The 26,134-nt window shown below is 73.6% G+C and carries 20 protein-coding genes and 1 pseudogene; 13 read left to right on the top strand and 8 right to left on the bottom strand.

Going from position 1 to position 26,134, the window contains the following annotated elements; translation table 11 throughout:
* Positions 1–32 precede the first annotated feature (32 nt).
* The 4 genes from ABD998_RS10845 to ABD998_RS10830 all read right to left on the bottom strand — a co-directional run bounded on the left by ABD998_RS10845 (position 33) and on the right by ABD998_RS10830 (position 4,507).
* Positions 33–1,526 (bottom strand): ABC transporter permease, encoded by a 1,494-nt coding sequence (locus ABD998_RS10845; RefSeq protein WP_345438971.1) that lies wholly within the window; start codon positions 1,524–1,526, stop codon positions 33–35.
* Positions 1,523–2,368, bottom strand: a complete 846-nt coding sequence (locus ABD998_RS10840; RefSeq protein ID WP_345438969.1) for an ABC transporter ATP-binding protein — start codon at positions 2,366–2,368, stop codon at positions 1,523–1,525. The genes ABD998_RS10845 and ABD998_RS10840 overlap by 4 nt, the downstream gene beginning before the upstream one ends.
* 80 nt (positions 2,369–2,448) lie before the next feature.
* The gene (locus ABD998_RS10835) at positions 2,449–3,084 is read right to left on the bottom strand and encodes a response regulator transcription factor (protein ID WP_345439117.1); all 636 of its coding nucleotides are present in this window, start codon (positions 3,082–3,084) and stop codon (positions 2,449–2,451) included.
* 172 nt (positions 3,085–3,256) lie between these two features.
* Positions 3,257–4,507: a sensor histidine kinase gene (locus tag ABD998_RS10830; RefSeq protein ID WP_345438967.1), complete on the bottom strand. Its 1,251-nt coding sequence runs from the start codon at positions 4,505–4,507 to the stop codon at positions 3,257–3,259.
* A gap of 220 nt (positions 4,508–4,727) precedes the next feature.
* On the opposite strand from ABD998_RS10830, the gene ABD998_RS10825 reads away from it, so the two are divergent.
* From ABD998_RS10825 to ABD998_RS10790, 8 genes are all read left to right on the top strand, one after another.
* Complete coding sequence (locus ABD998_RS10825; RefSeq protein WP_345438965.1) at positions 4,728–6,455, top strand: nitrite/sulfite reductase; 1,728 nt, start codon at positions 4,728–4,730, stop codon at positions 6,453–6,455.
* On the top strand, positions 6,452–7,195 hold the full coding sequence (locus ABD998_RS10820) for a phosphoadenylyl-sulfate reductase (protein WP_345438963.1): 744 nt from the start codon (positions 6,452–6,454) through the stop codon (positions 7,193–7,195). The genes ABD998_RS10825 and ABD998_RS10820 overlap by 4 nt, the downstream gene beginning before the upstream one ends.
* Positions 7,192–8,115: a sulfate adenylyltransferase subunit CysD gene (gene cysD, locus ABD998_RS10815; RefSeq protein ID WP_345438961.1), complete on the top strand. Its 924-nt coding sequence runs from the start codon at positions 7,192–7,194 to the stop codon at positions 8,113–8,115. The genes ABD998_RS10820 and cysD overlap by 4 nt, the downstream gene beginning before the upstream one ends.
* Entirely contained in the window at positions 8,115–9,425 is a 1,311-nt protein-coding gene (locus ABD998_RS10810) for a sulfate adenylyltransferase subunit 1 (RefSeq protein WP_345438959.1), read from the top strand. The genes cysD and ABD998_RS10810 overlap by 1 nt, the downstream gene beginning before the upstream one ends.
* Complete coding sequence (cobA, locus tag ABD998_RS10805; RefSeq protein ID WP_345438957.1) at positions 9,418–10,209, top strand: uroporphyrinogen-III C-methyltransferase; 792 nt, start codon at positions 9,418–9,420, stop codon at positions 10,207–10,209. Before ABD998_RS10810 ends, cobA begins: the two co-directional genes overlap by 8 nt.
* Positions 10,206–11,558, top strand: coding sequence for an FAD-dependent oxidoreductase (locus tag ABD998_RS10800; RefSeq protein WP_345438955.1), 1,353 nt, complete (start codon positions 10,206–10,208; stop codon positions 11,556–11,558). The genes cobA and ABD998_RS10800 overlap by 4 nt, the downstream gene beginning before the upstream one ends.
* A complete protein-coding gene (gene fdxA / locus ABD998_RS10795) occupies positions 11,555–11,875 on the top strand; it encodes a ferredoxin (protein WP_345436258.1) in 321 nt (106 codons plus the stop codon). The genes ABD998_RS10800 and fdxA overlap by 4 nt, the downstream gene beginning before the upstream one ends.
* Positions 11,876–12,077: 202 nt before the next feature.
* On the top strand, positions 12,078–12,521 hold the full coding sequence (locus ABD998_RS10790; protein WP_345438953.1) for an RrF2 family transcriptional regulator: 444 nt from the start codon (positions 12,078–12,080) through the stop codon (positions 12,519–12,521).
* Positions 12,522–12,551: 30 nt separating this feature from the next.
* Here the strand turns inward: ABD998_RS10790 and ABD998_RS10785 are convergent.
* Positions 12,552–13,461 (bottom strand): annotated as a pseudogene (locus ABD998_RS10785) (sulfite exporter TauE/SafE family protein).
* Between the two features lie 89 nt (positions 13,462–13,550).
* Positions 13,551–14,174, bottom strand: coding sequence for an NUDIX hydrolase family protein (locus ABD998_RS10780; protein WP_345438951.1), 624 nt, complete (start codon positions 14,172–14,174; stop codon positions 13,551–13,553).
* 106 nt (positions 14,175–14,280) lie between these two features.
* On the opposite strand from ABD998_RS10780, the gene ABD998_RS10775 reads away from it, so the two are divergent.
* Complete coding sequence (locus ABD998_RS10775; RefSeq protein ID WP_345438949.1) at positions 14,281–14,919, top strand: alpha/beta hydrolase; 639 nt, start codon at positions 14,281–14,283, stop codon at positions 14,917–14,919.
* Positions 14,920–15,346: 427 nt separating this feature from the next.
* Positions 15,347–16,954, top strand: a complete 1,608-nt coding sequence (locus tag ABD998_RS10770) for an ATP-binding cassette domain-containing protein (protein ID WP_345438947.1) — start codon at positions 15,347–15,349, stop codon at positions 16,952–16,954.
* Positions 16,955–17,000: 46 nt separating this feature from the next.
* On the opposite strand, the gene ABD998_RS10765 is transcribed toward ABD998_RS10770, so the two are convergent.
* Positions 17,001–19,535 carry a hypothetical protein gene (locus ABD998_RS10765; RefSeq protein ID WP_345438945.1) on the bottom strand — a complete coding sequence of 845 codons (2,535 nt, stop codon included), beginning with the start codon at positions 19,533–19,535 and terminating at the stop codon, positions 17,001–17,003.
* Between the two features lie 158 nt (positions 19,536–19,693).
* Here ABD998_RS10765 and ABD998_RS10760 point away from each other — a divergent pair, with 158 nt between their 5' ends.
* From ABD998_RS10760 to ABD998_RS10750, 3 genes are read left to right on the top strand one after another with little or no spacing between them, the layout of a single operon-like run.
* Positions 19,694–24,283 (top strand): ATP-dependent helicase, encoded by a 4,590-nt coding sequence (locus ABD998_RS10760; RefSeq protein ID WP_345438943.1) that lies wholly within the window; start codon positions 19,694–19,696, stop codon positions 24,281–24,283.
* On the top strand, positions 24,283–25,062 hold the full coding sequence (locus tag ABD998_RS10755) for a DNA-formamidopyrimidine glycosylase family protein (RefSeq protein WP_345438941.1): 780 nt from the start codon (positions 24,283–24,285) through the stop codon (positions 25,060–25,062). Before ABD998_RS10760 ends, ABD998_RS10755 begins: the two co-directional genes overlap by 1 nt.
* A 60-nt stretch (positions 25,063–25,122) precedes the next feature.
* Positions 25,123–25,551 carry a rhodanese-like domain-containing protein gene (locus ABD998_RS10750; RefSeq protein WP_345438939.1) on the top strand — a complete coding sequence of 143 codons (429 nt, stop codon included), beginning with the start codon at positions 25,123–25,125 and terminating at the stop codon, positions 25,549–25,551.
* Between the two features lie 57 nt (positions 25,552–25,608).
* On the opposite strand, the gene ABD998_RS10745 is transcribed toward ABD998_RS10750, so the two are convergent.
* A complete protein-coding gene (locus tag ABD998_RS10745) occupies positions 25,609–26,016 on the bottom strand; it encodes a DapH/DapD/GlmU-related protein (RefSeq protein ID WP_345438937.1) in 408 nt (135 codons plus the stop codon).
* Between the last annotated feature and the right edge of the window lie 118 nt (positions 26,017–26,134).

The raw sequence follows: 26,134 nt of genomic DNA, 5'->3' as shown, positions 1-26,134 counted from the left end.
CCCGCGGCAGCCGGGCCATCCCGCGCCGCGCCTCAGTCGGCGGCGAGCGCCTCGACCGGTGCGACGGAGGTCGCGAGCCGCGTCGGCGCGACGGCGGCCGCCACCGTCAGGACCGCCATGGCCGCGACGATGGCGAGCACGGGCGCCCACGGCACGGCGGGCATCACGAGCGAGCCGGACGGTCCGCCGGGGAAGGCGGGCACCGACCCCAGGAGCGACTGCGCGCCGGCCCACCCGTACGCGACGCCGAGCACGAGCCCCGTGACGAGCGACGCGAGCGTGATGTGCGTCGCCTCGAGCAGCACGACGCCGCGCACCTGCGCCGCCGACAGCCCGAGAGCGCGCAGCAGGCCCAGCTCGCGACGCCGCTGCACGACGCCGATCGTGAGGAGGTTGACGAGCCCGACGGCGGCGATGACGGCGGACACCGCGACGAGCACCATCATGATGTTCGCGAACGTGTCCATGATCACGACGAAGTCGTCGTCGAGCTCGCCGCCGGCATTCGCCGTGAGCACCGACTTCGCAGTCTCGGTGGCGACGGCGAACATCGTCACGAGGGTGACTCCCATGACGACGCCGATCGACATGCGGCTCGACCGCTCGGGATGGCGCAGCGCGTTCTCGGCGGCGAGGCGCGCGGTCGCCGACGACCCGAACCAGCGCCCCACCATCCGCAGAACGGGCGGCATGATGCTCGTCGCCCCCAGCACAAGACCCGTGAACGAGACGAGGCCGCCCGCGAACGCCGGGAGGATGCCGAGCGGAGTGAGGAGCCCTCCGACGATCCCGACTCCGAGCAGCGCCGCGCCGACGGCGAAGAGCACCACCGCGAGCACGTTGCGCGCCGGCCGGTGCGCGACGGACGCGTGCGTGCGCTCCACGGATCCGGCGAGCGCCTGCAGGGGCGTCACGTCGAGCACGCGGCGCGAGCCGACCCAGGCGGCCGCCCACGTCGTCAGCGCGACGATCGCCGCGGGCAGCGCGAGCACGGGCCGCAGCACCGCGTAGCCGTGGTCGGCGACGTCGAGGAGCGCGTCGCCGACCGCGATGCCCGCCGTGGAGAGCGCGATGCCGCCCACGAGCCCGATCACGGCGCCGACGACCCCGACGACGAGCCCCTGCCGGCCGACCTCGGTCCGCTGCGAGCGCGCGGATGCGCCGATGAGCCGCAGGAGGGCGATGCGGCGCACGCGGCCCGCAACGATCGTCGAGAACGTGTTGGCCGTGACGACCGCCGCGACGTACATCGCGACGGCGGTGAGGAGCACGCTCAGCAGACCCACCACGAACGCGAGAGTCTCGGAGTCGCCGATGTACGGGTCGTCCTGCAGCACGGCGCCGATGTAGCCCGTCGTCGAGACGAGCGTCACGCCGAACGCGGCCGACAGCGCCGAGACCAGCACGCTCGCACCCATCCCCCGCTCGCGGAGGAACAGGAGGCGGCCGGCCCCCGCGGGGCGGGCGGGCCGGCTCGGGTGAGCGGATGGCGCGGTGCCCGCGGGCGCGGATGCGACGGCGCTCATCGCACGGCCCCTTCCGTCTCGGGCGCCGAGGGAGCGGAAGCCGTCCGCGCGGGGCCCGCAGGGAGCCCCGGAAGCGCGCCCGCGCCATCCGCCTCGGCCGCGAGCATGTGCGCCGAGATCTGCTCGGGAGTCTGGCGCGGCTTGTCGGCGACGATACGGCCGTCGCCGAGGAACAGCACGCGGTCGGCGTAGCTCGCGGCAAAGGGGTCGTGCGTCACCATGGCGATGCTCTGCCCGTGCTCGCGGCTCGCGGCGGCGAGGAGCGCCAGCACCTCGCGGCCCGTGCGAGAGTCGAGGTTGCCGGTGGGCTCGTCGGCGAACAGCAGGTCGGGGGCCGTGGCGAGCGCGCGGGCGATCGCGACGCGCTGCTGCTGCCCTCCGCTCAGCTCGTGCGGGCGGTGGCGCAGGCGGGGCGCGAGCCCGAGGGTCTCGATGAGCCCGTCGATGCGGGCGCGCTCGCCCGCCGTCGGCCGCCGCCCATCGAGGTCGAACGGGAGGAGGATGTTCGCCTCCACGTCGAGCGTCGGAACGAGGTTGAACGCCTGGAAGACGAAGCCGACTCGGCGGCGGCGCAGAAGCGTCAGCTGCTCGTCCCCGAGGCCCGTGATCTCGGTATCGCCGATCCAGGCGCGGCCCGAGGTCGGCGCGTCGAGTCCGGCCATGATGTGCATGAGCGTCGACTTGCCCGAGCCCGACGGACCCATGACGGCCGTGAACTGCCCGCGGCGGATGCCGACGCTGACGCCGTCGAGCGCGCGGACGCCGTTCTCCCCTGTGCCGTAGTGCTTGCTGAGCTGCTGCACGCGCGCCGCGAGCCCCATGTCGGTGGTCGTGATCTCCATGCCTCCGACGCTAGGGACCGGGCCCCGTCGCGGGCGTCGCCCGCCCGGCTCATCCCGCTACATCGGGAGGATGATCTGCGCTACGCCAGCCCGTGCTCGAACGCGAACACGACGAGCTGCACGCGATCGCGCAGCGCGAGCTTGGCGAGGATGCGGCTGATGTGCGTCTTGACGGTCGCCTCCGAGAGGAACTCCCGCTGCGCGATCTCCGCGTTCGACAGGCCCCGAGCGGCGAGGGCGAAGATCTCGCGCTCGCGGTCGGTGAGGTCGCCGAACGCCGCGGGCACGGGGCGCGGCGCGTCCGCGAAGTGCGCGAACAGCTCGCGCGTCGCCGATGCCGCGATGACCGACGACCCCGCGTGCACGGTGCGGATGGCCGCCAGGAGGAACTCGGGGTCGGCGTCCTTGAGGAGGAACCCGCTCGCGCCCTCCCGGATGGCGCGCGCCGCCGCCTCGTCGAGGTCGAACGTCGTCAGCATGACGACGCGCGGCGGATCGGGCTGCGCGAGGATGGCCGCCGTCGCGGCGAGCCCGTCCATGACGGGCATGCGGATGTCCATGAGGACGACATCGGGCCGCGTCTGCGCCACGACGGCCAGCGCCTCCTGCCCGTCGCCCGCCTCCCCGACGACCTCCAGGTCGGGCTGCGAGGCCACGACCATCCGGATGCCGGCGCGGAACAGCGCCTGATCGTCCACGAGCACGACCCTGATCATCCGCTCCCCCTCGCTCATCTTCTCCAGCCTGTCACGCCCCCTCGCCCAACGGATATCCGTTGCACCAGAGCCCACCCGATTCCGCGTTATCCGGTGGCCTCTCGTCAGACGGATATCCGTTGGGCGAGATCGAAGGGGCACCATCTCGTCGCGGCCCATGGGCGATGCGCGGTCACGGGGTGCCGGTCTCGACCGGGAGCGTCGCCTGCACGAGCCAGTGGGCGCCGTGCGGGCCGGCGTCGAGCCGCCCGCCCGCGAGCTCGGCGCGCTCGCGCATGCCGACGAGACCGTGGCCTCCCGAGGCGGGAGCGGCGTGCAGCAGCTTGCCCGTGTCCGCCGACGACGCCGCGGGGCGCACGGCGTTGCGGACAGACAGCGCGACGCTGCCGGGGAGCCACGCGAGCACGACGTCGACAGGGCCGCCGTCGCCGTGCCGGAGGGCGTTGGTCGTCGCCTCCTGCAGGATGCGGTACACCGCGAGCTGCACGGCGGCCGGCGGCTCGCCCTGCGGCGCGGGGTCGACGGTGACGCGCAGGTCGACGCCCGCCGCGCGCACGTGCGCGTACAGCTGCTCCAGGTCGGCGATCGTCGGCTGCGGACCCTCCCCCTGCCGGTGCCGCATCTGCGTGAGCAGCATGCGCACATCCGACAGCGCCGAGCGCGCCGTCTGGCTGATGGTCGACAGGGCGGCCGTCGCGGCGTCCGGATCGGCGCGCGCGGCGTAGCGGGCGCCGTCGGCCTGGGCGATGACGACGGCCAGCGAGTGCGCGACGATGTCGTGCATGTCGCGCGCGATGCGCGAGCGCTCCTCCTCCGCCGCCGCACGCTCCTCGGCCTGCACCTGCGCACGGCGCGTCTCCCTGCCGCGCAGCACGACGCGGAAGAGCGCGCCGAGGGTCCAGGCGAGCAGCAGGCTGAACAGCATCGACCCGAAGACGAGGACGAGGTAGAACACGACCTGCAGCGGCGACGAGCCGTCGACGACGCCGAACGAGAAGAAGTCGATCCCCGCACTCGGCGCCACGAACAGGAGGTAGACCGCGACGCACACCGACCCCGCGAACGTCGATGCGAACCCCAGCCAGAACACGAGGCGCGACCCGTACGCCGCCGTCGCGAAGAGCACGACGAAGATCGCGAGGTTCGCCGCCATGGGGCCCTGCCCGGTCGCCATCTGGAAGAAGGCCCCGATCCATGCGACCGCGAGCGACAGCGGCGGCGAGACGCGGCTCAGCAGGAGCGCCGCGACCATGACGACGACCGTCACGAGATTCGCCGCGAGCGAGAACCCGTCGTAGTAGACCGGCAGGAGCGCGACGGCGAACAGCGCGAAGAAGCCGGCCGTCACGCCGTCGACGACCCACTGGCCGCCGCTCACGGGGCGGAGCAGCCGGTGCCAGCGGGTGCGGAGGTCGGATCGCATTCCCCCCACGGTACGGCGGGCCGCCGCAGCCGGCATCCGCCTCGCGATGTATCCGGCTGGCACGCGCGAGGGATGATCGCACGCGCGCGGTGCCCACGGCGTCACGTGACGCCGTGTGACGGAGTGTGTCGCGCCGTGTGACGGTCTGTTGCGCGACATCGCATGGCGACTCCACGGCGCTTCGTATGCTCGACCGACACCGAGCGACCGGGAGACCGTCATGACCCTGAGCGAGACCGGCGCGCAGGCCGCGACCGCGCGCGGCGCGCGCATCCGCCCGCCCCGGCCATCCAGCAAGCCCAACGGGCAGTGGAAGGTCGACGGCACCGAGCCGCTCAACGCGAACGAGCAGTTCAAGCAGGACGACAGCGGCCTCAACGTGCGCGAGCGCATCGAGAAGGTGTACGCGCAGGGCGGCTTCTCGTCGATCGACCCCACCGACCTGCACGGCCGCTTCCGCTGGTGGGGGCTCTACACGCAGCGCAAGCCGGGCATCGACGGCGGCAAGACGGCCTCGCTCGAGCCGCACGAGCTCGAGGACGAGTACTTCATGCTGCGCGTCCGCATCGACGGCGGGCAGCTCACGACCGAGCAGCTGCGCGTCATCGGGGGCATCTCGACCGACTTCGCGCGGGGCACCGCCGACCTCACCGACCGGCAGAACATCCAGCTGCACTGGGTCGAGGTCGAGAGCATGCCCGAGATCTGGCGGCGCCTCGAGTCCGTCGGGCTCTCCACGACCGAGGCGTGCGGCGACGTGCCGCGCGTCGTCCTCGGCTCGCCCGTCGCCGGGATCGCGTCCGACGAGCTCATCGACCCGACGCCGCAGATCGACGAGATCACGTCGCGCTTCATCGGCGACCCCGAGCTCGCCAACCTGCCCCGCAAGTTCAAGACCGCCATCACGGGCCACCCCAGCCAGGACGTCGTGCACGAGATCAACGACGTCGCGTTCGTCGCGGTCGACCATCCCGAGCACGGCGTCGGCTACGACCTGTGGGTCGGCGGGGCGCTGTCGACGGTGCCGCGCCTCGGCGAGCGCCTCGGCACCTGGGTCGCGCCCGACCAGGTCGCCGACGTCTGGTACGGCGTCGCGCGGATCTTCCGCGACTACGGCTACCGGCGCCTGCGGAACAAGGCGCGGCTGAAGTTCCTGCTCGCCGACTGGGGACCGGAGAAGTTCCGCGACGTGCTCGAGACGGAGTACCTCGAGTACCGCCTCGCCGACGGCCCCGCGGCACCGAAGCCCGCGACCCCCGGCGACCACGTCGGCGTGCACCGGCAGAAGGACGGCCGCTTCTACGTGGGGGCGACGCCCATCGTCGGGCGAATCTCGGGACAGCAGATCGCCGACCTCGCCGACCTCGTCGAGGCGCACGGATCGACGCGCCTGCGCACCACGCCGCACCAGAAGATCGTCGTCCTCGACATCCCCGAGGACCGCGTCAAGTCGTTCATCGCCGGCCTCGACGCCCTCGGACTCAGCGCCCGGCCCAGCCTCATCCGCCGCGGCACGATCGCGTGCACGGGCATCGAGTACTGCAAGCTCGCGATCGTCGACACGAAGGACACCGCGCGCGCCGCGGTGCTCGAGCTCGAGAAGCGCCTCGGGGGCGCCGATCTCCCCGCGCCCCTCAGCCTGCACGTCAACGGCTGCCCGAACTCGTGCGCGCGCATCCAGACGGCCGATATCGGCCTCAAAGGCCAGATCATCACCGACGACGAGGGCAACCAGGTCCCGGGCTTCCAGGTGCACCTCGGCGGCGGGCTCGCGTCGAGCGACCGCGCGGAGGCTGGCCTGGGCCGTACCGTCCGCGGGCTCAAGGTGGAGGCCACCGGCATCGCCGACTACGTCGAGCGCATCGCGACCCGGTTCGCGGGCGACCGCGACGGCGACGAGACGTTCGCCCAGTGGGCGCACCGCGTCGACGAGGAGGCGCTGCGATGACCGTGTCCCTGGCCCCGCGCATCGCCGCGCGCCGCTCTGCCGAAGAGCTGGAGGCGCTCGCGCTGCGCGGCGCCGGCGAGCTCGGCAGCCTCACCGACCACGAGGCGAGCCCCGCGGAGGTCGTCGACTGGGTCGCGCGCAACTTCGGGATGGGCGCCGTCGCCGTCGCGTGCTCGATGGCGGATGCGGCGCTCCCTCATCTCGTCGCCGAGCAGCTGCCGGGCGTCGACGTGCTGTTCCTCGACACGGGCTACCACTTCGTGGAGACCGTCTCGACACGCGACGAGGTCGCCCGCTCGCTCGACGTGCGCGTCGTCGACGTGCTGCCGGAGCAGACCGTCGCCGAGCAGGACGCCGCACTCGGCGCCGACCTCTTCGCCCGCGATGCTGCGCGATGCTGCGCGCTGCGCAAGGTCGCCCCGCTCCACGACGCCCTGCAGGGCTACGAGGTGTGGTTCACGGGCGTGCGCCGAGACGAGGCGCCCACCCGCACCGGCACGCCGCTCGTCTCGTGGGACGCCAAGAACGGCCTCGTCAAGGTCAACCCCGTCGCCGCCTGGACCTGGGACGACCTGCAGGCCTACGCCGCGCGACACAAGGTGCCCATGAACCTCCTCCTGAACTTCGGCTACCCGTCGATCGGCTGCCGGCCGTGCACGCGGCCCGTCGCCGAGGGAGAGGACCCCCGCTCCGGCCGCTGGGCCGGGCTCGACAAGACCGAATGCGGACTCCACACATGAGCGACACCCTCACGACGCCGCCGGCCACGCGCCTGTCGACCCTCGACCTGCTCGAGGCCGAGGCCATCCACGTCATCCGCGAGGTCGTCGCCGAGTTCGAGCGCCCCGTGCTGCTCTTCTCCGGCGGCAAGGACTCCGTCGTCGTCCTCCACCTCGCCGCCAAGGCGTTCCTCCCCGGGCGCGTTCCCTTCCCCGTGCTGCACGTCGACACGGGCCACAACTTCCCCGAGGTCATCCGCTTCCGCGACGAGACCGTCGAGCGCCTCGGGCTCACCCTCGAGGTCGCGCGCGTGCAGGACTACCTCGACGACGGCCGCCTGCTCGAGCGCGCCGACGGCACGCGCAACCCGCTGCAGACGCAGCCGCTGCTCGACGCCATCGCCGCCGGCCGTCACGACGCCGTCTTCGGCGGCGCCCGCCGCGACGAGGACAAGGCTCGCGCCAAGGAGCGCATCTTCTCGCTGCGCGACGAGTTCGGCCAGTGGGATCCGCGCAACCAGCGCCCCGAGCTGTGGAGCCTGTACAACGGGCGCCACACTCCGGGGCAGCACGTGCGCGTCTTCCCCATCTCGAACTGGACGGAGCTCGACATCTGGCGCTACATCGAGCGCGAGGGCATCGCGCTCCCGCCCCTCTACTTCGCGCACGAGCGCGAGGTCTACCGCCGCGACGGCATGTGGATGGCCGTGGGCCCGTTCTCGGAGCCGCGCGCCGACGAGCGGGTCGAGACGCGCACGGTGCGCTACCGCACCGTCGGCGACATGAGCTGCACGGGCGCCGTCGAGTCGGCGTCGGCGCACGTGTCCGACATCGTCGCGGAGGTCGCCGTCTCCACCCTCACCGAGCGCGGCGCGACGCGCGCCGACGACCGCATCAGCGAAGCGGCCATGGAAGACCGCAAGAAGGACGGGTACTTCTGATGACCGCCGCGCCCACCCTGTTCCGGTTCGCGACGGCGGGCTCCGTCGACGACGGCAAGTCGACCCTCGTCGGCCGCCTGCTGCACGACTCCAAGGCCATCCTCGCCGACCAGCTCGAGCAGGTGACCCGCACGTCCCGAGAGCGCGGCTTCGCGTCGTCCGAGGGCATCGACTTCGCGCTCCTCACCGACGGACTGCGCGCCGAGCGCGAGCAGGGCATCACGATCGACGTCGCGTACCGGTACTTCGCGACCGCCGCGCGCAGCTTCATCCTCGCCGACTGCCCGGGGCACGTGCAGTACACGCGCAACATGGTCACGGGCGCGACGACGGCCGACGCCGTCGTCGTGCTCATCGACGGCCGGAAGGGCGTGCTCGAGCAGACCAGGCGGCACCTCGCCGTCACGGCGCTGCTGCGCGTGCCGCACGTCGTCGTCGCCGTGAACAAGATCGATCTGCAGGACTACGCCGAGGAGGCCTTCCGCCCCGTCGAGGAGCAGGTGCGCGCCGTCACGACGGAGCTCGGCCTCGGCGACGTGCACGTCGTGCCGGTGTCGGCGCTCGAGGGCGACAACGTCGTCGAGCGGTCGCCGCGCACGCCGTGGTACACCGGCCCCGCGCTCCTCGAGCTGCTCGAGACGCTTCCCGCGACCGACGCCGAGGAGCGGGAGCAGGAGCCGTTCCGCCTTCCCGTGCAGCTCGTGCTGCGGCCGCAGGGCGGCCTGTCGCCCGCGCTCGTCGCCGACGACCCCGGCGCCGTCGAGCGGCTCCGCGACTACCGCGCATCCGCCGGCCGCATCGCATCCGGCGCGGTGCGGGTCGGCGACCGCGTGCAGGTGCTCCCCGCCGGCATCACGACCACCGTGACGGCCGTGGAGATCGCCGGCGTCGCGGTCGACGGGGCGGCCGCCCCGCAGTCGGTCGCGGTGCAGCTGGCCGACGACGTCGACGCCGCACGCGGCAGCGTGCTCGTCGCCGACGGAACCCTGCCCTCGCTGTCGAAGGAGATCGACGCGCAGCTGTTCCTCCTCGACGAGCGCCCGCTCGCCCGGGGGGCGCGCGTGATCGTCAAGCACGGCACGAAGGCCGTGCAGGGCATCGTCGACGAGATCGTCGAACGACGCGACCTCGACTCGCTCGCCCACGTGCCGGCGGACGAGCTGCGCGTGAACGAGATCGGCCGTGCCCGCATCCGCCTCGCGGAGGCCCTGCCGCTCGAGCCGTACGCCGTCTCCCGGCACTCCGGTTCGTTCCTCGTCATCCGCCCCGCCGACGGCCACACGATCGCCGCGGGCACGGTCCGTGGCTGAGCGCTCCCGCGAGGGGCGCGTCACGCTGGTCGGCGCCGGGCCGGGCGACGCCGGACTGCTCACGGTGCGGGGACTGCGCGCGCTCGAGCGCGCCGATGTGATCGTCGCCGACCGGCTAGGCGCGCGCGCCGTGCTCGCGGGGCTCGCCGCCGAGGGCGTGCGCATCGAGGCGGAGGTCGTCGACGTCGGCAAGGATCCCGGACGCCATCCCGTCACGCAGGACGAGATCTCCGGGCTCCTCGTCGACCTCGCCCGTGCCGGTCGCGACGTCGTGCGCCTCAAGGGCGGCGACCCGTTCGTGTTCGGCCGTGGCAGCGAGGAGCTCGCACTGTGCCGCGCCGAGGGCGTCGCGGTGGAGGTCGTTCCCGGCGTCACGAGCGCGACGTCCGTTCCCGCCATCGCGGCCATCCCCCTCACCCACCGCTCCCTCGCGACGTCGTTCACTGTGCTCTCCGGGCACGACCAGATCGACGACGTCGGCGGAGGGCGCGACCACACGGTCGTCCTCCTCATGGGGGTCGGGACCCTCGCGCATTCCGCGCATGTGCTGGGAGCAGGCCGCCGCGGCGGCGACTGCCCGGTGGCCATCGTGGAGGATGGATACGGGCCCGGCCAGCGCGTGACCTTCGGCACGCTGCAGACCATCGCGCACGAGGCCGCCCGGCGGAAGGTGCGCAATCCCGCCGTCGTCGTGATCGGCGACGTCGTCACCCTCAGCCCTCTTGCACCATCCGAGCTCGTCGACGCCGTGCGTCGCGACTCCGACAGAAAGGCAGCACTGTGAGCCTCGACAACCTGCGCGTCGCCATCGTCGGCGCCGGTCCCGCCGGCATCTACGCCGGAAACCTCCTCGCGAACGCCGTCGAGGAGGCGGGCGGATCGGTCGCGATCGACCTGCTCGAGTCGCTGCCCTCACCCTACGGCCTCATCCGCTACGGCGTCGCGCCCGACCATCCCCGCATCAAGGGCATCGTGAACTCGCTGCAGGAGATGCTCGACTCCGGCCGCATCCGCTTCCTCGGCAACATCGAGGTCGGCCGCGACGTGTCGCTCGACGAACTGCAGGAGCGCTACCACGCCGTCATCCTCGCGACCGGGGCCATCCGGGACGCCGCGCTCGACATCCCGGGCATCGACAAGGCGGGGTCGTACGGAGCCGCCGACTTCGTGGCCTGGTTCGACGGCCACCCCGACGTGCCGCGCACGTGGCCGCTCGACGCACGGGAGGTGGCCGTGATCGGCAACGGCAACGTCGCCCTCGACGTGGCGCGCGTGCTCGCGAAGCTCCCGGAGGACCTCCGTTCCACCGAGGTGCCCGACAACGTGCTCGAGGGCCTCGAGGCGTCGGCCGTGACCGACGTGCACGTCTTCGGCCGCCGCGGCCCCGCCGACATCAAGTTCACGCCGATCGAGCTGCGCGAGCTGGGCGAGGTGAACGGCGTCGACATCGTGCTCGACGAGGCCGACTTCGAGGGCGTCGACCCCGCCGCGGCCCCCAACAACCAGATGAAGATCATGCTGCGCACGATGAACTCGTGGCGCGGCAAGGAGCCGACGGGCGCCACCCGACGCCTGCACCTGCACTTCTGGCACGCGCCGGCCGAGATCCTCGGCGACGAGCGCGTCGAGGGCATGCGGTTCGAGCGGACGCGCATCGAGGACGGCCGCGTCGTCGGCACGGGCGAGTTCGCGGAGTACCCGCTGCAGGCCGTGTACCGCGCCGTCGGGTACTACGGCACGCGCGTCGAGGGCGCCCCCTTCGACGTCGCGCGCGGCGTCATCCCGAACGTCGAGGGCCGCGTCGACGGCGTCTCCGGGCTGTACGCGACGGGATGGATCAAGCGCGGCCCCATCGGGCTCATCGGCCACACCAAGTCGGACGCCATGGAGACGGTCGCGCATCTCGTCGAGGACGCGCAGGCCGGAACGCTGCCGGCGCCCGCCGCGGACGACGTCGTGGCGCTGCTCGACGAGCGCGGCGTCGCGTACACGACGTGGCAGGGATGGCTCGCCCTCGACGCCCACGAGCGCTCGCTCGGCGAGACGCACCGCCACCAGCGCGAGCGCGTCAAGGTCGTGCCGCGCGACGAGCAGGTCGAGATCTCGCGCTCCGGCGCGCTCACGCGGTCATGACGTACGTCATCGCCCTGCCCTGCGTGGACGTCAAGGACCGCGCCTGCATCGACGAGTGCCCTGTCGACTGCATCTACGAGGGCGAGCGGTCGCTGTACATCCACCCGGACGAGTGCGTCGACTGCGGCGCCTGCGAGCCGGCGTGCCCCGTCGAGGCGATCTACTACGAGGACGACCTCCCCGACGAGTGGCAGGACTACTACAAGGCCAACGTCGAGTTCTTCGACGACCTCGGATCGCCCGGCGGCGCGTCCAAGGTCGGCGTCGTCGACAAGGACCACCCCCTCATCGCGGCACTCCCCCCGCAGGGCGAGTAGGCCCCGCAGGGCGAGTAGCGCCCAGGTCGCCGTTCGCGGCCCCGAACGGCCGTTACAGGACGGAAACTGCGACCTGGGCGAGAGGGTAACCTCGCCCAGGTCGCAGTTCGCGGCCTCTAACGGCCGGTACAGGACGGAAACTGCGACCTGGGCGAGAGACACTTTCCCGGCCAGGCTCGGCGCCGCGTGCCATGATCGGGGAATGCGCATCTCCGCCCGGGCCGAGTACGCCGTGCGCGCGGCCGTCTTCCTCGCCCGCGCACCGGGGCGCCTGTCCTCACCGCGGATCGCGGCGGACGAGGACATCCCCGCCAAGTTCCTCGAGGGCATCCTCACCTCCCTCGTCCGCGCCGGCATCGTCGCGAGCCGCCGCGGGGCGAACGGCGGCTACGAGCTCGACCGCCCCGCCGGCGCCGTCACCGTCGCCGACGTCATCCGCGCCGTGGACGGCCCGCTCGTCTTCGTGCGCGACCAGCGTCCGTCCGATATGGCGGAGGAGGGTGCGCTCCTCCAGCTGTGGGTGGCGCTGCGCGCGAACGTCCGCAGCGTGCTCGAGGGAACGACCCTGGCCGATCTCGCGGCCGAGCGGCTTCCGCCCGACGTGGCGGCGCTGACGTCGGACCCCGTGGCGTGGGAGAACCCGTGACCCGTCGTCGCCCGAGGGTCTGATCCCGTCTCAGTCGACGAGCGCCGGCTCCGCGGCCGCGGCCTCGGCAGTCCCTGCACGCTCCGCGCGCCGCGCACGGCGGTGGGCGCGGATGGACCATGCCACGGCCGCGATCCAGACGACGGCGATCGCGGCGAGCACGACGCCGAGCGTCGCATCGGGCGTCTCGATCGACCGGAGGATGGTCCGGGTGTTCGTCAGCACGATCAGCCCGCCCACGAGGGAGCCGAGGATGCGCGGCGGCAGCTTGCGCACCAGCCACGCGGCGAGCGGCGCCGCCGCCGGCGAGGAGCGCGACCACCCAGCCGAGGTCGAAGCCGCCCGTCCCCAGCCCGATGAGGAAGCCGACCGAGGCCGCGATCGCGACGAGGAACTCGCTCGTGTCGATCGTGCCGATCACCTTGCGCGGCTCGAGGCGCCCGCTCGAGAGCAGGGCGGGCGTGCCGACAGGGCCCCACCCGCCGCCGCCCGAGGCGTCGAGGAATCCGCCCACGATCCCGAGCGGTGCGAGGAACGCGAGCGGCAGGGGCTTGTCGCTGCGGCGCTTCGGCAGCCCCTTCACGGTGAAGCGCACGAGGATGTACGCGCCCAGCGCCAGCAGGATGCCGCTCGTCACCGGCGCGGCCGCCTCGGTCGAGAGCCCCGACAGGAACGTCGCTCCCGCGAAGGCGCCGACGGCGCCGGGGACGCCGATCTTCAGCACCGTCTTCCAGTCGACGTTGCCGAAGCGCCAGTGCGAGATGCCGGAGGCGAGCGTCGTCCCGATCTCGGCGAGATGCACCGACGCGCTCGCCGCCGCCGGGGCCGCGCCGATCGTCAGCAGCAGCGTCGTCGACGTCACTCCGTACGCCATGCCGAGGGCGCCGTCGACGAGCTGGGCGGCGAAGCCGATCACGGCGAGGAGGACGAGTGTCTGCATGCCGACGACGCTAGGGTGTTCCCCCACCGGCGGGGTAGGAGATTACGGACGGCCGTAACACGCAGGCGTCACGGAGTGTCACACAGCGGTCAGCGCAGCGCCCCGACCGATGCCAGCGCGAGGCGGACGAGCGATCCGCGGCCGCCCTCCATCTCGGCCGACAGCGCGTCGCTCGCAGCTTCCGCCGGCGACATCCACGTGACCTCGAGCGCGTCCTGCCGCGGCTCGCACGTTCCCGTGACCGGCACGACGAAGGCGAGCGAGACGGCATGCTGCCGGTCGTCGTGGAACGCCGTGACCCCGGGGAGGGGGAAGTACTCCGCCACCGTGAACGGCACGGGCGACGGCGGCAGGAGCGGGAACGCCATCGGTCCGAGGTCGTTCTCGAGGTGGCGGAACAGCGCGTCGCGCACGGTCTCGCCGTAGCGGACGCGCCCGGAGACGATCGTGCGCGTGATCTCGCCGACGCTCGTCGCGCGCAGCAGGATCCCCACGTCGGTGACCTGGCCGACGCCGTCGATGCGCACGGGAACCGCCTCGACGTAGAGCATCGGGAGGCGGCGACGCGCGGCCTCGAGCTCGAAGTCGCTGAGCCATGCGGGGTTCGACGACCCGCCCGGCACGGCCCCGAGACCGCTCGCGCCCAGATCGGACGGGAGCCGAGGCTCGTCGGGGAGCTCTTCGGGATCGGGATCCGGGGTGCGCACGGCCATGCGTCCTTTCTACCCTCTGCCGCCGACGATCCGCGCACCCGCACCGCGCGCGGGCGGGTGCGCGTCCCGGCGAGCGGGCGGCCGGAGCGTGCGCCACCATGGAGGGATGGACACCACGCCCGCCCTGGACGCCGCCGCCGTGCGCTGGCACGGCGAGGACGACGGCCGCCCCGTCGTCGTGCTGCTGCACGGCTACGGCTCCGACGAGACCGACCTGATCGCGCTCGCCCCGCTGCTGCCGGACGGCTTCGCCTACGCCGCCGTCCGGGCGCCGCTGCCCATGCCGTGGCCGCAGCCGGGTCACGCCTGGTACCCCATCGAGGGGCTGGAGAGCCGCGATGCCGCGCGCACGACGGAGGCGGCGCACCGGCTGCTGGAGTGGGTCGAGACTACGCTCGGCGCCGACAGGAGCGTCGGCCTGCTCGGCTTCTCGCAGGGCGGCGCGATCTCGCTGCAGGCCATGCGCCTCTCCCCCGCCCGGTTCGACTTCGCGGCGAACCTGTCGGGCTATGCGACGCCCGGCGTGCTCCCCGGAGACGCCGCGCTGGCGGACGCCCGCCCGCCCGTGTTCTGGGGGCGCGGCACGCACGACACCGTCATCCCCGAGCCTCTCGTCGCGCACACGACCGACTGGCTGCCGGGTCATGCCGATCTCGTCGGCCGGATCTACCCCGGCCTCGGCCACGCGGTGTCGCCCGCGGAGCTCGACGATCTGCGCGTGTTCCTCGACAAGCGCCTGCGCTGACCCTCGGCGCCGGCCAGAGCGGGCCGAGTCGCCGCCGCCCCCGCGGCGGCGCTCGGCTCCGGAGGCGAGCGGGAACGCGATCCCCATCGCGATCCCGAGGGCGAGCCCTGCGCCCGTCCGCCTCCGTGTCCCTCTGACTCTTCGACGCTACGGGGCGGCACCTCGGGGCGCCTCCCCCGCGCGACGGATTCCTCCCGCGGCGCGTGCGACCAGGGGAGGATGTGTGTACAGTGGTCGGGTCCTGTTCCCGAGGTCTGGAGACGACGTTGAAGACGATCGACGCTTCCGCGCTCACGCGCTGACCCGTCGACGCTCGCGTTCTCCCTCGGAACATCCCGCCGGCCCTCCCGGGCCCTGCGAGCCGCTCGCCTGAAGGCGAGCGTCCGGTGTCGGTGCATCCCATCTGCACATCGACCGGAAGTCGCCCATGCCCGCTCTCACTCTCGATCACGTCTCCTTCGCGTGGCCGGACGGATCCGTCGCGCTCGCCGACGTGTCCGGCACGTTCGGCCGCGGCCGCACGGGCCTCGTCGGCCGAAACGGCTCCGGCAAGTCCACCCTGCTGCGCCTCGCGGCCGGCGAGCTGACGCCGACGTCGGGGCGCATCGTCGCCGACGGCGACGTCGCGTACCTGCCGCAGCGCCTGGCGGTGGATCCCGCCCGTCCGGTCGCCGACCTCCTCGGCATCGCCGGTCCGCTCGCCGCCGTGCGCGCCATCGAGGCGGGCGACGTCGACCCGGCCCACTTCGACGCCGTCGGAGACGACTGGGACGTCGAGGCGCGCGGACGCGCGGCCCTCGCCGAAGCAGGGCTTCCCGGCGACGCGCTCGACCGCACCGTCGGGATGCTGTCGGGCGGCGAGGCCGTGCTCGCAGCGCTCACGGGCATCCGCCTGCGCGGCGCCGCGATCACGCTGCTCGACGAGCCGACGAACAACCTCGACCGCGACGCCAGACTGCGGCTGCACGACATCGTGCGCGGATGGCGCGGCGCGCTCGTCGTCGTATCGCACGACACCGAGCTGCTCGAGCTCATGGACGACACGGCGGAGCTGTACGCCGACGAGCTGACGGTGTTCGGCGGCCCCTACTCGCAGTGGCGCTCGTGGCTGGACGCCGAGCAGGATGCGGCGGCGCAGGCCGAACGCGACGCCGAGCGCGCGCTCCGCAGGGAGAAGCGCCAGCGCATCGAGGCGGAGGTGAAGCTCGCCCGTCGCGCGCGGACGGCGCGCAGGGCCGAGGCCGAGAAGCGCGTTCCCCGCATCGTGGCGCACGGCAGGCGGATGGCCGCTGAGGTGTCGGCGGGCCGGCTCGGCGTCGAGATGCGCGAGAAGGAGTCGTCCGCCCGCGACGCGCTCGACGCCGCAGGGCTGCGCGTCCGCGACGACGACGCCATCCGGATCGATCTGCCCGACCCCGGTGTCCCGGCCACGCGGCGCATCGCGACCCTCCGCGATGCGGAGCGGTCGTGGGTCGTGCAGGGGCCGGAGCGCGTCGCGCTCACGGGACCGAACGGCGCGGGGAAGTCGACGCTGCTGCGCGCCCTCGTCGGCGCAGGCGGCGGGCCGGCGCTCGGCGCAGTGGGCGGCACGCTCCACGTCGACCACGCGGCGTACCTGCCGCAACGGGTGGACGACCTCGACGACGACGCGAGCGTGCTCGACGCGGTGCGCGCGTCGGCGCCGCACACGCCGGATCGGGAGCTGCGGAACCGGCTCGCCCGGTTCCTGCTGCGCGGCGCCGTCGTCGACCGCTCCGTCGGCAGCCTGTCGGGAGGGGAGCGCTTCCGCGTCGCGTTGGCACGGCTCCTGCTCGCCGACCCGCCGCCACCGCTCCTCGTCCTCGACGAGCCGACGAACGACCTCGACATCGACACGGTCGCGCAGCTGCTCGACGCGCTGAGGGCCTATCGGGGCGCGGTGCTCGTCGTGAGCCACGACGACGCCTTCCTCGCCCGGCTCGATCCCGATCTCGTGCTGGAGCTGCGCGACGGGGTGCTCGCCGAGCGCGAGCTCGCCCCTGTGAACGGGGCGTAGCCCGTCGGGTCCGGGCGGCGACGCGCGCGCCGCCGCCCGGATGCTCTCACCACCAGTAGCCGTCGGTGGTGATCGTCACCTCGTCGCCGTCGATCCCGATGTCGCCCGAGAACGAGATGTCCACCTCCTCGGAGACCTCCTCCTCGTCGTCGGAGAAGAAGCCGGTGTCAATGTAGGTGGCGATCGCGGTGCCCCCGCTCGCGCGGAAGCCGGTGCCGTCCTCGGAGATCTCGACCGATGGATACGACTCCACGGCCCACGTCACCTCCGTGTCCGACGGGTAGACGTACACCGCGAACGGGCAGCCCTCCGGATCGCCGACGGTCTGCTGGGCGCAGCCGTCGACGTATGCCGTCATCTGCGCGTCGATCTCCTCCTGGAGGACGGCGGTCGGCTCGAACGCCACGTCGACCGGCGTCCCGAACGACAGCGGCCCTGCCGAGACGGCCGTGACGGGATCTGCCTCGAAGAACCGCGTGGCCACGGGCGAGACCTCGTACACGCCCGGATAGACGACGGCGGTTCCGTAGCCGTACTCGTCGAGCGGGACCTCGATGCCGCCGATCTCGACGGCGCCGCCGCTCGCGACCACCGCCACCTCGGAGACGAGCGGAGAGGCGACGCGCCAGCTCTCGAGGACGAGCCACTCGTTGTCCTGCCGCTCGACGTCGAGCGTCGCGCTCTGCTCGACGCCGTCGAGACGGTATGCGACGTCGGCGTAGCCCGTGTCGCCCACGACCGAGACCTCGACCTCCACATCGGAGATCCGCTCGGTCGCGGCACCGAGCACGGCGTCGACGAGGAATCCGCGTTCGGCGTTCGCGATGTCGGGGTCGACGAGCGCCGTCGCCGCCTCCGCGCGCCCCTCCGCGATGAGCCCCACGTACTGCTCGACGGCCGCCTCCGGCCCGCGGCCGGCGTTGACGGCGGACACCGCCACGGCACCGGCGATGCCGAGCACGGCGATCGCCCCCGCCGCGATGCCGGTCGCGACGAGCGCCCTCTTCGTCCTGGGGCTGAGGGGAGCCGGCGGTGCGGGCGGTGCCGGTGGCGCCATCGCATCCGCAGGCGTCCCCGTCTGCGGACCTCCCGCCACCCAGGCGGCCGCGGCGGAGCGGCCGACGACGACCTCGAGGAGCCGCGGCGACAGCCCGTAGACGACAGCGGGCAGCACCTCGGCGCCCAGCGAGATCGCGGCCGCCCAGGCGAAGAGGACGGGAACCGACCACCAGGCGAGGGAGAGCGAGGCCCGCGCATCGCCCGCGAACATCATCGCGTCACCGGAGCCTGCCGCGGACGCACCGAAGAAGAGGAACCCGAACAGCACCCAGCCCGCGAGCACGCCGACGGGCAGCTGCCAGGTGCGCGCGAGATCGACGGCCGTCGTGCGGGCGCGGCGCACGCCGATCCGGAGCGCGGCGACGAGGGCGGCGGCGATCGCGGCGACGACGGCGAGCCATGCCCACCACTCTCCGATGCCGAACACCGTGATCGCGTCGCTCGTCGCTCCGAACGCACCCGCTCCCGCCGATGCCTCCGCACCGCCCAGCTGGGCGAGCACGGCGACGAGAGCGGCGGCGTTGACCGACATCAGGATGAGGAGGGGGATGGCCGAGGCCGCGTCCTCGCGGATCGCCACGATCGCCCCCGCGATGATCGCGAGCGGCACGAAGACGGCGGAGAAGACGGCGGTCGCGGTGAGCGGCTCCCGTGCGACGGCGGGCAGCCCCGCATGCACGCGCGCGATCGTCGCCGCGGCGCGCTCGGCAGGCGCCGCCCTCGACGCGAGCCAGCGGCCGAGCAGCCCGGCGGCGGTCAGGAGCACCGTGGCGACCGCCACGAGCCGGAGACCCGCGCTCGTGATGAGCACGGAGACGCCGCCCTCGTCGACCCTGGGCGCGGAGATCGCGACGAGAGCGAGCAGGATGAGAGCCGCGACGAGCGCGGCGGCCGCGCTGGCGACGGCGCGAGCCCAGACCGTCCCGGTCGGCTCGCGCCGCTCCGCACGCCATGACCACCACGCGGCTGAGACGAGGACGCCCGCCGTGAGCAGGAGCGGGAAGATCCACGCCGAGCCCGACCCCGATGCCGAGAACAGGCCGGCAGCCCCGTCGGCGCTCACCGAGACCTCGCCGCCCAGGACGAGTCCGGCGCACACGAGGACGAAGCCGAGGAACGATGCGAAGTCGCCGTCCCACGCGTCCGCCGAGCCGCCCCCGAAGGAGCTCACGGCGTCGGCGGCCGGGGCCAGGGCGGCGAGCGCGAGCAGCAGACCGGCGACGAGCGTCGACACGACAGCCGCCGCGGCTGTCGTCAGCACGCCCACGACGAGCGATCGCGGCAGCGGCGGGGCGGCGCGCTGTGTCGCGGGGGCCGCCGCCGTCGGTCCGTATCCGGGCGGGAACGGAGGCGGCGGGCCGACCGACGCCGGCCCGGCCACAGGGCCCGCCAGGGGAACGTACGGCCCATCCGGCGGAGCGGATGGCCCCGTCTGCGGAACGGATGGCCCCGTCTGCGGAACGGAGGGCTCGGCCGCGTCCGGCTGTGCGCCCTCGACTCTGCGCTCGTCGTTCTCCGGCATCTGGTTCCCCCCTCGTGCATGGTCTGCGACCTCCAGACATACCGGTCTGCGCCGACACGGCGCAAACACGGTGTCGCGAGCTGTCGCGCGCGTCCACCTGCTCGGCCGTCCGCGCAAGCCCCCCGCCCGATGTCGGCGGCCGGGGGCAGGATGGACGGGTGGATGTTCTGGAGCGGTTCGCGGAGGCGACACGGGAGTGGTTCCGCGGCGCCTTCCACGAGCCCACGGCGGCGCAGGCGGGTGCGTGGGAGGCGGTCTCGAAGGGACGGCATGCGCTCGTCGTCGCCCCGACGGGCTCGGGCAAGACCCTGTCGTCGTTCCTCTGGGCCATCGACCGCGTCTTCCGCGCGAAGGCCGACGACCCTGCTGAGCGCACGCGCATCCTCTACGTGTCGCCGCTCAAGGCGCTCGGCGTCGACGTCGAGCGCAACCTCCGCTCGCCGCTCGTGGGCATCGCCCAGGCCGCCCGCCGCCTGGGCGTGGCGTCACCCGAGGTGAGCGTCGGCGTGCGTTCGGGCGACACCCCGTCTGCCGACCGCCAGCGTCTCGTACGCCATCCGCCCGACATCCTCATCACGACCCCCGAGTCGCTGTACCTCATGCTCACGAGCCAGGCGCGCGACACCCTGCGCGATGTGCACACCGTGATCGTCGACGAGGTGCATGCCGTCGCCGCGACGAAGCGCGGCGCCCACCTCGCCGTCAGCCTCGAGCGCCTCGACGAGGTGCTCGAGACCCCGGCGCAGCGCATCGGCCTGTCGGCGACCGTCCGTCCCATCGACGAGGTCGCGCGGTTCCTGGGCGGAGCCGCGCCCGTCGAGATCGTCGCCCCGCCGGCGTCGAAGACGTTCGAGCTCACGGTGACGGTGCCCATCGACGACATGCAGAACCCGCCTCCGGCCGCCGGTGCGACTCCGCCCCCGGGGGGCGCGGACGACGGCGACGAGGACGGCGAGTGGTTCGCACCGGAGACGACGGAGATCACGGGGTCGGTCTGGCCCCACGTCGAGGAGGCGATCGTCGACCGTGTGCTCGCCCACCGGTCGACCATCGTCTTCGCCAACTCCCGCCGCCTCGCCGAGCGGCTCACGGGCCGGCTCAACGAGGTCTACGCCGAACGGCTCGGCCTCGACCTGCCCGATCCCGCCGTGCCGGCCGCCATGATGGCGCAGGCGGGGCAGACCGCGGGCGCCGACCCCGTGCTCGCCAAGGCGCATCACGGCTCGGTGTCGAAGGAGCAGCGCGCCGTCGTGGAGGAGGAGCTCAAGTCAGGCGCGCTGCGCTGCGTCGTCGCGACGAGCAGCCTCGAGCTGGGCATCGACATGGGCGCCGTCGACCTCGTCGTGCAGGTCGAGGCGCCGCCGAGCGCCGCGAGCGGCCTCCAGCGGGTGGGGCGCGCGGGCCATCAGGTCGGCGAGATCAGCCGAGCGGCGCTGTTCCCGAAGCATCGCGGCGATGTGCTGCACACGGCCGTGGTCACGGAGCGGATGCTGCACGGTCAGATCGAGGCCATCGCCGTCCCGCAGAACCCGCTCGACATCCTCGCCCAGCAGACCGTCGCCGCCGCGGCGCTCGGGGAGATCGAGGTGGAGCGCTGGTACGAGATCGTGCGGCGCAGCGCCCCGTTCCGCGCGCTCCCCCGCAGCGCCTTCGAGGCCACGCTCGACCTGCTCGCCGGGCGCTATCCGTCCGACGAGTTCGCCGAGCTCCGCCCGCGCGTCGTGTGGGACAGGGACGCCGGCACGATCGCCGGGCGCCCCGGCTCGCAGCGGCTCGCCGTCACAAGCGGCGGCACGATCCCCGACCGCGGCCTCTTCGGGGTCTTCATCGCCGGCGAGACGCGCAACGCGCGCGTCGGGGAGCTCGACGAGGAGATGGTCTACGAGTCGCGGGTCAACGACGTCTTCACCCTCGGCACGACGAGCTGGCGCATCGTCGAGATCACCCACGACCGCGTGAACGTCCTCCCCGCGTTCGGCCAACCGGGCAAGGTGCCGTTCTGGCACGGCGACGGCCTCGGGCGCCCCGCCGAGCTCGGCGAGGCGCTCGGACGGTTCTCGCGCGAGATCACGGCAGCCGACCCGGCCAAGGCGCAGCAGCGGCTCATCGACGCGGGCCTCGATGAGAAGGCGAGGGCGAACCTGCTCGCCTACCTCGCCGAGCAGCGCGAGGCCACGGGGACGCTCCCCACCGACCGGTCGCTCACAGTCGAGCGAGGGCGCGACGAGGTCGGCGACTGGCGCATCATCCTGCACTCCCCGTACGGCATGCACGTCCATTCGCCGTGGGCCCTCGCCGTGAGCGCCCGCATCCGCGAGCGGCTCGGCGTGGAGGGATCGGCCGTGGCGAGCGATGACGGGATCATCGCGCGCATCCCCGACACGGAGGCCGAACCGCCCGGGGCCGAGCTCTTCGTCTTCGACGCCGAAGAGCTCGAGCAGATCGTCACGGACGAGGTGGGCGGATCGGCGCTGTTCGCCTCGCGCTTCCGCGAGTGCGCGGCGCGCGCCCTCCTCATGCCGCGCCTCAACCCCGGCAAGCGCATGCCCCTGTGGCAGCAGCGGCAGCGCTCGGCCGCCCTCCTCGAGGTGGCGCAGCGGCATCCCACGTTCCCCGTGATCCTCGAGACCCTGCGCGAGGTCCTGCAGGACGTCTACGACGTCCCCGCCCTCCTGCGCGTCACGCGCGCCATCGCCGAGCGGCGCATCCGCCTCGTCGAGACCGAGCCGTCGCAGCCGTCGCCCTTCGCGCGCGACCTGCTGTTCGGCTACGTCGGCGCGTTCATGTACGAGGGCGACTCGCCGCTCGCGGAGCGGCGCGCGGCCGCGCTCTCCGTCGATCCCGCGCTCCTCAGCGAGCTGCTGGGGCGCGTGGAGATGCGCGAGCTCCTCGACCCCGACGTGCTCGCCCAGTACGAAGCCGAGGTCCAGCGGCTCGCTCCCGACCGCCGGGCTCGCGGTCTCGAGGGCGTCGCCGACCTCATCCGCGTGATCGGGCCGCTCCGCACGGCCGAGGTGCGGGAGCGGCTCGAGGACGGCGACGCCGAGAACCACGTCGCCGCGCTCATCGAGGCGCGCCGCGCCATCCGCGTGCAGGTCGGCGGCGAGGAGCGCATCGCCGCCGTGGAGGACGCCGGGCGGCTGCGGGATGCGCTCGGCACGGCGCTGCCCGTGGGCATCCCGGTGGCGTTCCTCGAGCCGCTCGCCGACCCGCTCGGCGACCTCGTGTCGCGCTACGCCCGCGCGCACGGCCCGTTCACGACCGACGCCGTCGCGACCAGGCTCGGCATCGGCGCCGCCGTCGCCCGCCATGCTCTGCAACGGCTGGAGGCGCAGGGGCGGCTCGCGAGCGGGTTCTTCCTGCCCGAGCGCGAGGGCGCCATCTCCGACGAGATCGAGTGGTGCGACGCCGAGGCGCTGCGACGCATCCGGATGCGCTCGCTCGCGGCCCTCCGCGGCAGCGTGGAGCCCGTCCCACCCGATGCGTTCGCGCGCTTCCTCCCCGACTGGCAGCATCTCCGACGCCCCCTCGAGGGAGTGGACGGCGTCGTCGCCGTCGTCGAGCAGCTCGCGGGGGTGCCCATCCCCGCGAGCGCCTGGGAGGCGCTCGTCCTCCCCTCGCGGGTCCGCGACTACTCCCCCACGATGCTCGACGAGCTCACGGCGACGGGCGAGGTGGTGTGGTCGGGGCACGGCGCTCTGCCCGGCAGGGACGGCTGGGTCGCGCTGCACCCGGCCGACGCCGTGCCGTTCACGATCGCCGACGGCACGGGCGACATCGCCGACGGCTCGCTCGAGGCGCAGCTCGTCGCGGCGCTCGACGGCGGCGGCGCCTACTTCGCGGGCCAGCTGCGCGCCATGACGGGTGCAGAGAACGAGCAGTCCGTCGTCGAGGCGCTGTGGACGCTCGTGTGGGCGGGCCGCGTGACGAACGACACCTTCGCACCCCTCCGCACGCTGCTGGGCGGCGGGTCTCAGAGCCACAAGACGGCCAGGCGCACGCCCCGCGCGCGCCTCTACCGCGGCGCCACGTTCCGCCCCTCCGGTGCCGGGGCGACGGCCGCGCCCCCGCGGCCCCCCGCCCTCGGCGGGCGCTGGTCGCTGCTCCCCGCCGCCGAGCCCGATGCCGCCGTGCGCGCGACCGCGAGCGCCTCGCTGCTGCTCGACCGCTACGGCGTCGTGACGCGCGGGTCGGTGCAGAGCGAGCAGGTGCCGGGAGGGTTCGCCCAGGTGTACCGCATCCTCGCCGGCTTCGAGCAGGCGGGTCACTGCCGCCGCGGCTACCTCATCGAGCAGCTCGGGGCGGCCCAGTTCGCCGCGTCGTCGACGATCGACCGGCTGCGCCGGTTCGCCGCCGTGCCCGAGCCCGCACCCCTGCACGCCGTCACGCTCGCGGCGACCGATCCCGCCAACGCCTACGGCGCCGCGCTGCCGTGGCCCGCGATCGACGGGGTGAAGCACCGTCCCGGCCGCAAGGCGGGAGGGCTCGTCGTGCTCGTGGACGGCGCCCTCGTGCTCTACCTCGAACGCGGCGGTCGCACGGTGCTCCAGCTCTCCGACGACGAGGAGGTTCTCGACGCCGCGGCGCGCGACCTCGTCTCGACCGCGCGGGCACGGCGGCTCGAGACCCTCACCGTCGAGCAGGTGAACGGCGCGTTCGTGTTCGGCACGGCGCTCGGCCGGGCGCTGCGCGCCGCCGGGTTCGTCGAGTCGACGAAGGGGCTCACCCTGAGACGGGAGCGCGGCTGATGCCCGAGGGCGACAGCGTCCATCGCGCGGCGCGACGCCTGCACGTCGCGCTCGCCGGCCGCGCCGTCACGCGGTTCGACCTGCGTGTCCCGAAGGCGGCCACCGCCGACCTCCGCGGCGAGACCGTGCACGGGGTCGTCGCGCGCGGCAAGCACCTGCTGCACCGCATCGGAGAGCACACCCTCCACACGCACCTGCGCATGGAGGGCGAGTGGCACGTCTACCCGCCCGGCGGGCGATGGCGGCGCCCCGCCTACCAGGCCCGCGCGATCGTCTGCGCGGACGGCGCCGACACGGTCGGCTTCGAGCTCGGGATCGTCGAGCTGCTCCGCACGCGCGACGAGGACAGCGCCGTCGGCCATCTCGGGCCCGATCCGCTCGGGCCGGATTGGGACCCGGACGAGGCGGCGCGTCGGCTCTCTCTCGACACCCGCGCGGCTCACGTCGCCCTCCTCGATCAGCGCAACGTCGCCGGGTTCGGCACCGAGTACGTCAACGAGCTGCTCTTCCTGCGCGGCATCGCGCCCACGCGGCGCATGGCCGACGTCGACACCGCGGCGCTCGTCGATCTCGGCGCCCGCACGATCCGCCGCAACGTCGACCAGCCGCAGCGGTCGTTCACGGGCGACGCGCGGCCGGGGCGGCGGATGTGGGTCTACGGCCGCGAGCGCCGGCCCTGCCTGCGATGCGGGTCCCCCGTCCGCAAGAGCGCGATGGGACCCGACCCGACGCGCGAGCGGCTCGTCTACTGGTGCCCCGTCTGCCAGCCCGCGGAGTGATCCTGCCATGTCGGGTCGGAGCCCCTGCGCGCGGCGGGGCCGGGCGCTAGCTTCGGTCTCATGACGAACTCCGCCGCAGCCGCCCACTTCCGCGCCAAGCTGTCGCTCGAGACCGACGCGTCCGACGTCCGCGCCGACCAGCTGGCCGGCGCACCCTTCGTCCTCGTCGACACGCGCTCGCGCGAGGCATGGGATCAGGGGCACGCCGTCGGCGCCGTGCATCTCCCCACGCGCGAGATCGAGGCGCGCGCCGCAGCCGAGATCCCCGCCGGCACCCCCGTGGTGGTGTACTGCTGGAGCCCCGGCTGCAACGGCGGCGACAAGGCGGCTCTCGCCTTCGCCCTGCTCGGCTACGAGGTGCGGCTCCTCATCGGCGGCTTCGAGTACTGGGCGCGCGAGGGCTACCCGGTCGAGGACGCCGGCGGACCGGTCGTCCGCGCCGTCGATCCCCTCGTCGGCCCCGTCGGCGCTCCCGCCTGCGCCTGCTGAGCACGCACGCACGACGACCCCGGCCTTCGGCCGGGGTCGTCGTGCGTGTCGGGGTCGTCAGGCGGCGAGCAGGAAGCCCTTGCGGTCGGTCGCGACCGCCTCGCCCTGACGGATGGTGATGTCGTCGCCGATGAGCGATCCGGCGGCGACGCGCGCTCCCTCTCCCACCGACGTCCGCACGCCGATGTGGGCGTTCGCCCCGATCATGGCCCCCGGCCCGATGTGCGCTCCGGCGTCGATCATGGCCTTGGGCCCGATCAGCGCATTGGCGTCGATCCAGGCTCCGCTCGCGATGCGCGCGCCCGCGGAGATGCGCGCACCCGGTTCGACATACGCCCCCGCCTCGACACGCGCGTCGGGGTGGACCTTCGCTCCTGTGGCGATGAGCCCCCGACCGTTCACGTGCTTGCGGTAGCGCAGCAGCTCGCCCTGGTCGTTCTCGATGTCGACGTAGTTCTTACCCACGATGCCCTTCTGCGGCCCCTGGTGAGGCCGGACACCTGCGACAACGAGCGGCCCCCACGGGATATTCCCGTGAATGGACATCGCCCGTCGCCCGCAGCCGCCTCGGCCGTCGGGAGCC

Origin of the sequence: Microbacterium gilvum (genome assembly GCF_039543865.1) — a bacterium.
Taxonomy (GTDB): Bacteria; Actinomycetota; Actinomycetes; order Actinomycetales; family Microbacteriaceae; genus Microbacterium; species Microbacterium gilvum.
This window is presented reverse-complemented; position numbering and strand designations above follow the sequence as displayed.

What these genes read in the sequence shown, in the direction of transcription:
- ABD998_RS10845 (WP_345438971.1), bottom strand. Translation starts at nt 1,526, where the DNA reads ATGAGCGCCGTCGCATCCGCGCCCGCGGGCACCGCGCCATCCGCTCAC.
- ABD998_RS10840 (WP_345438969.1), bottom strand. Translation starts at nt 2,368, where the DNA reads ATGGAGATCACGACCACCGACATGGGGCTCGCGGCGCGCGTGCAGCAG.
- ABD998_RS10835 (WP_345439117.1), bottom strand. Translation starts at nt 3,084, where the DNA reads ATGATCAGGGTCGTGCTCGTGGACGATCAGGCGCTGTTCCGCGCCGGC.
- ABD998_RS10830 (WP_345438967.1), bottom strand. Translation starts at nt 4,507, where the DNA reads ATGCGATCCGACCTCCGCACCCGCTGGCACCGGCTGCTCCGCCCCGTG.
- ABD998_RS10825 (WP_345438965.1), top strand. Translation starts at nt 4,728, where the DNA reads ATGACCCTGAGCGAGACCGGCGCGCAGGCCGCGACCGCGCGCGGCGCG.
- ABD998_RS10820 (WP_345438963.1), top strand. Translation starts at nt 6,452, where the DNA reads ATGACCGTGTCCCTGGCCCCGCGCATCGCCGCGCGCCGCTCTGCCGAA.
- cysD (WP_345438961.1), top strand. Translation starts at nt 7,192, where the DNA reads ATGAGCGACACCCTCACGACGCCGCCGGCCACGCGCCTGTCGACCCTC.
- ABD998_RS10810 (WP_345438959.1), top strand. Translation starts at nt 8,115, where the DNA reads ATGACCGCCGCGCCCACCCTGTTCCGGTTCGCGACGGCGGGCTCCGTC.
- fdxA (WP_345436258.1), top strand. Translation starts at nt 11,555, where the DNA reads ATGACGTACGTCATCGCCCTGCCCTGCGTGGACGTCAAGGACCGCGCC.
- ABD998_RS10790 (WP_345438953.1), top strand. Translation starts at nt 12,078, where the DNA reads ATGCGCATCTCCGCCCGGGCCGAGTACGCCGTGCGCGCGGCCGTCTTC.
- ABD998_RS10780 (WP_345438951.1), bottom strand. Translation starts at nt 14,174, where the DNA reads ATGGCCGTGCGCACCCCGGATCCCGATCCCGAAGAGCTCCCCGACGAG.
- ABD998_RS10775 (WP_345438949.1), top strand. Translation starts at nt 14,281, where the DNA reads ATGGACACCACGCCCGCCCTGGACGCCGCCGCCGTGCGCTGGCACGGC.
- ABD998_RS10770 (WP_345438947.1), top strand. Translation starts at nt 15,347, where the DNA reads ATGCCCGCTCTCACTCTCGATCACGTCTCCTTCGCGTGGCCGGACGGA.
- ABD998_RS10765 (WP_345438945.1), bottom strand. Translation starts at nt 19,535, where the DNA reads ATGCCGGAGAACGACGAGCGCAGAGTCGAGGGCGCACAGCCGGACGCG.
- ABD998_RS10755 (WP_345438941.1), top strand. Translation starts at nt 24,283, where the DNA reads ATGCCCGAGGGCGACAGCGTCCATCGCGCGGCGCGACGCCTGCACGTC.
- ABD998_RS10750 (WP_345438939.1), top strand. Translation starts at nt 25,123, where the DNA reads ATGACGAACTCCGCCGCAGCCGCCCACTTCCGCGCCAAGCTGTCGCTC.